Here is a 7,017-nt window from a genome sequence, read left to right on the forward strand (position 1 = left end):
TCGTTTGGGATGCAACAGCCCTAGTTATACGGATGGTTATGCCTGCACTACTAAGAAAGTATAAGTTTCCAGCTCGGGATCTTTACCATTAAGTGTAGCTGACAAACACATGTTGATGTGGATTACAATATGGGACATTTTCTCTTACAAGAAAGTGTGAGCTCTCCTTATTTGTCCGGTGAGAAGTCTATTGAGCGGCCCTGTATTTCACTTCCTAGGAAGAAAAATACGGAATCCCCCACCTTTGACCAACAGCAGCCCTCTTGTGGGAAAGACGTGTTACCAAGTAGGTGGTGGATATTCAATAGGATGAAACATCTAAACTGTGAAATTGGTAAGGACATAAGCGGGAAAATAGCAGAATATATTACATTGAGGAGCTATCTCCAGCAATGTACATTGATACAAGAAATGGAGGAGCAATTACCAAAACAACATGGAGTCCAGTAATCCTGTAGTGATGCGAGAAATTAGAGAGGGGGAAGGATGATGGTAATACGTTATAATCATGAGCCGTTTACTGACTTTAGTCTAGAGGAGAATCGCCTTGCATTTGAAGAAGGCCTTAAGATAGTAGACGCGTATCTGGGGCAGGATTATCCGTTACAAATTGGGAGTGAACGGGTTGTAACAGAGGATAAGATTGTATCTGTAAACCCCGCAAATAAAGAGCAGATTATTGGACGAGTTTCAAAGGCAAATCGTGAGCTGGCGGAGAGGGCTATGCAGGCTGCGGACAAAGCCTTTCAAACATGGAGAAAGTCTAAACCGGAAATGAGGGCAGATATTTTATTTCGAGCAGCCGCAATTGTCCGTCGCAGAAAACATGAATTTTCTGCTCTGCTGGTGAAGGAAGCAGGAAAGCCGTGGAGGGAGGCGGATGCCGACACAGCGGAAGCTATTGATTTTATGGAGTATTATGGTCGTCAAATGCTAAAGCTGAAGGACGGTATGCCGGTAGAGAGCCGTAAAATAGAATATAACCGTTTTACTTATATCTCATTGGGGGTCGGAGTCATTATTTCTCCTTGGAACTTTCCCTTTGCGATTATGGCAGGAATGACAACAGCAGCACTTGTTTCTGGAAATACGGTATTGCTCAAGCCGGCGAGTACGACGCCTGTTGTAGCAGCAAAGTTTATGGAGGTCTTAGAGGAAGCTGGATTGCCAGCGGGTGTTGTGAACTTTATTCCTGGAAGCGGTGCGGAAGTAGGGGATTATATCGTTGATCATCCTCGCACGCGATTCATCAGCTTCACAGGTTCAAAGGAAGTGGGAATCCGTATTTATGAGCGGGCTGCTAGAGTAAATCCAGGGCAAATTTGGTTAAAGCGTGTGATTGCAGAAATGGGCGGTAAGGATACAATTGTTGTTGATCGGGAGGCAGATTTAGAGCTTGCGGCACAAGTGATTGTTGCATCAGCATTTGGATTTTCCGGTCAGAAGTGCTCCGCTTGTTCTCGCGCTGTTATTGTAGAGGATGTGTACGATGATGTGCTAGAAAGAGCAGTAGCGTTGACGAAGCAGCTTATTACCGGAGATCCTTCCCAATATGAAACATATATGGGACCTGTAAATGATGAGGGAGCTTTTCAGAAGATAATGAGTTATGTAGAGATCGGGAAGCGGGAAGGAAAGCTGATGACGGGAGGAGAGGGAGACAACTCTAAAGGCTGGTTTATTCAGCCGACGATTTTTGCAGATGTGGCGGAGGATGCCCGTATTATGAAGGAAGAAATTTTTGGGCCGGTTGTTGCGTTTTGTAAGGCCAAAGATTTCAATCACGCGATTGAGATTGCAAATAATACAGAGTATGGCTTAACAGGTGCGGTTATTTCGAATAATCGTGAACATATTGAGAAGGCGCGCGAGGATTTCCATGTCGGCAATTTGTACTTCAACCGCGGCTGTACAGGTGCGATTGTTGGATATCAGCCATTTGGCGGGTTCAATATGTCAGGTACAGACTCAAAGGCAGGAGGTCCTGACTACTTATTGCTTCATATGCAGGCGAAAACGACATCGGAAATGCTCTGAATAAGGAGTGTGAGGGGAGGATGCCCACCTTCCTTTTTTCCACTTTAAAAAAGTATAAATTTTCATCTAGAAGTGAACTCGACGTAGTAGGAAATTTCAGAAACAAGGTATAAGCGCAATTTTGCCAGAAGACTCGCCAATCGGCGAGTCTTCTGTATTTTTGTCCCCAATAGAATAGGTTTCAAAAATTAAACTGCTCTCCTGAAAAATAAACCGCTTTCATCACGAAAATGTACTAAGTATTCCTTAGATTCTGTGTAAAAGTTATGCAAGTATCGTGCCGCAGGTTGCTTAACATCTGAAAAGTTTGGTATCATCAATATTATTGCATAAAGAACGAGTTTTTCTGGAGGTGGATGAAACGTGTCAAGAATTTCTGTAGACACTGTAAAGCATGTTGCAAATTTAGCGCGTCTTGCAATTACGGAGCAGGAAGCGGAGAAGTTCTCCAAGCAATTGGATGCAATTTTAACGTTTGCTGAGCAATTAGAAGAGTTAGATACTCAAAATGTAAAACCAACATCCCACGTATTGGATATTAAAAATGTGATGCGTGAAGACGTTGCGGAAAAAGGCTTGCCTGTGGAAGAAGTATTGAAAAATGCACCGGACCACGACGAGAACCAAATTCGCGTGCCTGCCATTTTGGAATAGAGGAGAGAGAGCATGTCTTTATTTGATTACTCAATTTCGGAGCTGCACAAAAAGCTCCATAGTAAAGAGATTTCTGTTACGGACTTAGTCGCTGAGTCCTATAAACGCATTGCACAAGTAGAGGACAAGGTACAGGCGTTTTTAACTTTAGATGAAGAAAACGCCCGCGCTAAAGCGAAGGAATTAGACGGAAAAGTGGGCAAGGCGGATGAGTACGGCTTGTTGTTTGGTTTGCCAATTGGTGTGAAAGACAATATTGTTACAAAAGGTCTTCGCACAACATGCGCAAGCAAAATTTTAGCTAACTTTGATCCAATTTATGATGCGACAGTTGTACAAAAGCTGCAAGCAGCAGAGACAGTTACCATTGGTAAGTTAAATATGGATGAGTTTGCGATGGGTTCCTCCAACGAAAACTCTGGATTTAAACCGACGAAGAATCCATGGAACATAGAATATGTACCAGGCGGCTCGAGCGGTGGATCTGCTGCGTCTGTAGCGGCAGGGGAAGTATTATTTTCTTTAGGCTCTGACACAGGCGGTTCGATCCGTCAGCCAGCTGCGTATTGCGGTGTTGTTGGTTTAAAACCTACATATGGACGTGTATCCCGCTTTGGTCTTGTCGCATTTGCTTCATCACTCGATCAAATCGGGCCAATTACGCGCACTGTTGCAGATAATGCATACTTATTGCAAGCCATTGCTGGAGTTGACAAAATGGATGGAACTTCTGCTCCTGTAGATGTACCAGACTATTTGTCCGCTCTAACAGGAGATGTCAAGGGCTTGCGTATTGCTGTGCCGAAGGAGTACTTAGGAGAAGGAGTAGGAGAGGAAGCGCGTCAATCAGTGCTTGCAGCTCTTAAGGTACTTGAGGGCATGGGCGCAACGTGGGAGGAAGTATCCCTGCCGCATTCTAAATATGCGCTTGCTACATATTACTTGCTATCGTCTTCAGAAGCTTCCGCTAACCTAGCGCGCTTTGACGGTGTACGATACGGTGTTCGTTCTGATAATGCATCCAGCTTAATTGATCTGTACAAGCAAACGCGCAGCGAAGGCTTTGGCGATGAAGTAAAGCGCCGCATTATGCTTGGTACATTCGCGTTAAGCTCCGGTTATTATGATGCGTATTATAAAAAGGCACAACAAGTGCGTACGTTAATTAAAAATGACTTCGAAAAAGTGTTTGAGAAGTATGACGTCATCATTGGGCCAACTGCTCCGTCCACTGCGTTTAAGATTGGTGAAAAGATTGATGATCCATTAACGATGTATGCAAATGATATTCTTACGATTCCAGTAAATCTAGCGGGTGTTCCTGGTATTTCTGTTCCGTGCGGCTTAGGGGCAAACGGCTTACCGCTTGGACTGCAAATTATCGGAAAACACTTTGATGAATCAACTGTATATCGCGTTGCACATGCGTTTGAGCAAGCGACAAATTACCATAAACAAAAACCGGTGCTGTAAGGGGGCGAAAAGAGATGGAGTTTGAAACAGTCATAGGGTTAGAGGTTCACGTTGAGTTAAAAACAAACTCAAAAATTTTCTCCGCAAGTCCAAATGAATTCGGTGCGCCTCCAAACACGAACACGAGCGTAATTGAATTAGGATATCCAGGCGTATTGCCGGTGGTGAATAAAAAAGCGGTAGAATTTGCGATGAAGGCAGCAATGGCACTGAATTGTCAGGTTGCAACAGAAACAAAGTTTGACCGAAAAAATTACTTTTATCCGGACAATCCGAAGGCATATCAGATTTCTCAATATGATAAGCCAATTGGTGAACACGGCTGGATTGATATTGAAGTAAACGGTGAGAAAAAACGAATTGGTATTACGCGTCTTCATTTAGAAGAGGATGCGGGAAAATTAACGCATACAGGCGACGGCTTCTCTCTAGTGGATTTAAACCGCCAAGGAACACCGCTCATTGAAATCGTATCTGAGCCGGATATCCGTACGCCAGAGGAAGCATATGCATATTTAGAGAAGCTGAAGTCTATTATCCAGTATACGGGTGTATCTGACTGTAAAATGGAAGAAGGCTCACTTCGCTGTGATGCAAACATTTCCCTTCGTCCAGTTGGGCAAAAGGAATTCGGTACAAAAACAGAGCTGAAAAACTTAAATTCCTTTGCTTTTGTACAAAAAGGCTTAGAATATGAAGAAATCCGTCAGGCAGAAGTGCTGCGTGCGGGTGGAGTAATTGATCAAGAAACACGCCGCTACGATGAGTCGACAAAAACAACACTCTTGATGCGTGTAAAAGAAGGCTCTGATGATTACCGCTACTTCCCGGATCCAGATTTAGTAGACTTATACATTGATGATGAGTGGAAGGCACGCATTCGTGCAGAGATTCCTGAGCTGCCGGATGCACGTAAAAAGCGCTATGTAGAGGAGCTTGGCTTACCAGCTTACGATGCAGCGGTATTGACAGTAACAAAGGAAATGTCCGATTTCTTTGATGCTGCCGTTGTAAGTGGCGCAGATGCAAAGCTTGCTTCGAATTGGTTAATGGGCGATGTATCGGCTTATCTTAACAAAAATGGTAAAGAGCTTGATGAGATTGCTTTAAAACCAGAAAGTCTTGCAGCGATGATTAAGCTAATCGAAAACGGCACAATTTCTTCTAAGATTGCGAAGCAAATCTTTGTTGATCTAGTTGAAAAGGGTGGAGACCCAGAAGCAATTGTAAAGGAAAAGGGTCTTGTCCAAATCTCTGATGAGGGAGAATTGCGCAGAATCATCAACGAAGCGTTAGATAAAGGTCCGCAATCGATTGAAGATTATAAGAATGGTAAAGAAAAAGCACTCGGTTTCTTTGTTGGTCAGGTCATGAAGGCAACAAAAGGACAAGCAAACCCGCCTCTTGTAAACAAGCTATTGCTTGAGGAGATTGCGAAACGATAAGAAAAGCTGGGGCGCTGGACAAGTCCAAAAACGCTAGCCATCTCTTGCGTATAACAAAAAAACCAACGATTCCTGCCGTATGAATCGTTGGTTTTTCTTCCGTTTGAAGAAGGTATAAATTTTTATCTGGAGGACCATTTGACGTATTAATAAATTTTGGGAATCCGGTATAAGTGTAACTATGCTTCCGTCTTTGCTAATCGGCGAGTTTTCTTTACCAAACTTATATATCTTTTGCAGGAAGATCATCAAACGTTTGTTTAGACATACTAAGATAGTTGCAAAATGATTATAATGATGATACATCTAGATTTAGAGGATTTTTTATCATGCGAAATATTAAATAAGTAGGATGATGTGTAAATGAAACGTGCAAGAATCATTTATAACCCTACTTCCGGACGTGAGCTATTTAAAAAGCATTTGCCGGAAGTTCTGCAGAAATTAGAACGAGCAGGCTACGAGGCCTCTTGTCATGCCACAACGGGAGCAGGTGATGCGACAAAGGCGGCAAGGAAGGCAGTGGAGCGGAAGTTTGATGTGGTCATTGCGGCTGGGGGAGATGGAACGCTTAATGAAGTTGTGAACGGATTGGTCGGTGCGGAGCATCGTCCGAAATTTGGTATCATTCCGGTTGGTACAACAAATGACTTTGCCCGTGCTATTGGTGTGAATCGTTCCATTGAAGAAGCTGCTGATATTATTTGTGAAGGTTATTCGCTTCCGCTTGATATTGGACGCGCCAATGATAAGTACTTTATTAACATCGCCGGTGGCGGCCGCATTACAGAATTAACTTTTGAAGTACCAAGTAAGCTCAAAACGGTTTTGGGACAGCTTGCATATTACTTAAAGGGAATTGAAATGCTCCCGTCCTTGCATCCGACATATGTAGAAATTGAATATGACGGGAAGATGCTAAATGAGGAGATTACACTTTTCCTCATTACGAATACTACTTCAGTGGGCGGCTTTGAAAAGGTGGCTCCATACGCTTCTATTAATGATGGCTTATTTGATTTGCTTGTTTTAAAGAGGGGGTCCATCGCTGACTTGATTAAAGCAGCATCACAGGCGCTACGCGGGGAGCATATTAATAATCCGCAAATTTTATATACGCAGGCAAATCGTATTAAAGTATACACTCCTGAAAAACTTATGATTAATCTAGATGGAGAATACGGCGGCGATGCACCGATGGAGTTTGAAAACTTGTATCATCATTTAGAGCTTTTTGTACCGAGGGAAGACCGCTGATTGAGGCGGTTTTTTTGCACTTTAAGAAAGTATAAATTTCTAGCTAGAAGACAATTCGACGTAGTGAGAAATTTTAGGAATACAGTATAGGGGCAACTACGCCTCTGTCTTCGCCCAAGAGCAGGGCTCGCCAATCGGCGAGTTTTCTTTA

General features: G+C 43.2%; 5 protein-coding genes. All 5 read left to right on the top strand.

Annotated elements, in window-relative coordinates:
* Positions 1-489 precede the first annotated feature (489 nt).
* The 5 genes from pruA (at position 490) to AAHB12_RS27485 (ending at position 6,866) form a co-directional block, all read left to right on the top strand.
* Positions 490-2,037, top strand: a complete 1,548-nt coding sequence (gene pruA, locus AAHB12_RS27465) for an L-glutamate gamma-semialdehyde dehydrogenase (RefSeq protein ID WP_342048403.1) — start codon at positions 490-492, stop codon at positions 2,035-2,037.
* Between the two features lie 363 nt (positions 2,038-2,400).
* The gene (gene gatC, locus AAHB12_RS27470; protein WP_129731571.1) at positions 2,401-2,691 is read left to right on the top strand and encodes an Asp-tRNA(Asn)/Glu-tRNA(Gln) amidotransferase subunit GatC; all 291 of its coding nucleotides are present in this window, start codon (positions 2,401-2,403) and stop codon (positions 2,689-2,691) included.
* Between the two features lie 12 nt (positions 2,692-2,703).
* A complete protein-coding gene (gene gatA, locus AAHB12_RS27475; protein WP_129731573.1) occupies positions 2,704-4,164 on the top strand; it encodes an Asp-tRNA(Asn)/Glu-tRNA(Gln) amidotransferase subunit GatA in 1,461 nt (486 codons plus the stop codon).
* Between the two features lie 14 nt (positions 4,165-4,178).
* Positions 4,179-5,609, top strand: a complete 1,431-nt coding sequence (gatB, locus tag AAHB12_RS27480; RefSeq protein WP_129731575.1) for an Asp-tRNA(Asn)/Glu-tRNA(Gln) amidotransferase subunit GatB — start codon at positions 4,179-4,181, stop codon at positions 5,607-5,609.
* Between the two features lie 363 nt (positions 5,610-5,972).
* Positions 5,973-6,866, top strand: coding sequence for a diacylglycerol kinase (locus AAHB12_RS27485; RefSeq protein WP_342048402.1), 894 nt, complete (start codon positions 5,973-5,975; stop codon positions 6,864-6,866).
* The last annotated feature ends 151 nt before the right edge of the window (positions 6,867-7,017 follow it).

This window comes from Bacillus sp. OTU530 (assembly GCF_038440375.1).